Genomic DNA, 787 nt, shown 5'->3' on the forward strand with positions numbered 1-787 from the left:
AGAGCCTGTCAAAGAGGTTTTAGACACCTGTAAGATCATTGCTCTGCAACCGCGCGAAGCGTTCGGTGCTTACGTCATCTCAATGGCTCGTACCGCCTCAGACGTACTCGCTGTGCACCTATTACTGCAAGAAGCGGGCTGCCCTTACCGTATGGATGTTTGCCCTCTGTTCGAAACTCTAGACGACTTGAACAATGCGGAATCGGTCATTAAGCAGCTAATGAGCATCGACCTTTACCGTGGCTTTATTCAAAACCACCAAATGGTCATGATCGGCTACTCTGATTCAGCAAAAGATGCCGGCGTCATGTCGGCAGGCTGGGCTCAGTACCATGCTATGGAATCTCTAGTTAAAGTGGCAGAAGGCGAAGGTGTTGAGCTGACTCTGTTCCATGGTCGTGGCGGCACCGTTGGTCGCGGCGGCGCACCTGCACACGCGGCTCTGCTGTCTCAACCACCAAAGAGCTTGAAAGGCGGGTTACGCGTAACAGAACAAGGCGAAATGATCCGCTTTAAACTGGGTCTACCAGATGTTGCGGTAAACAGCTTCAACTTGTATGCAAGCGCCATTTTGGAAGCAAATCTACTGCCACCACCAGAGCCAAAACAAGAATGGCGCGACTTGATGGAAGTCCTGTCGGAAGTGAGCTGTGAAGCTTACCGTGGCGTCGTCCGTGGCGAACCAGATTTTGTTCCATACTTCCGTCAAGCGACGCCTGAACTAGAGCTAGGCAAACTACCGCTTGGTTCACGCCCAGCGAAACGTAATCCAAATGGCGGTGTAGAA

1 protein-coding gene is annotated in these 787 nt (G+C 52.0%); it reads left to right on the forward strand.

What is annotated here, in order from left to right:
• On the forward strand, positions 1-787 hold a 787-nt coding region (locus tag R7Q48_RS26485; protein WP_318133183.1), incomplete at both ends, for a phosphoenolpyruvate carboxylase.

It is taken from the genome of Vibrio sp. 378, assembly GCF_033339435.1.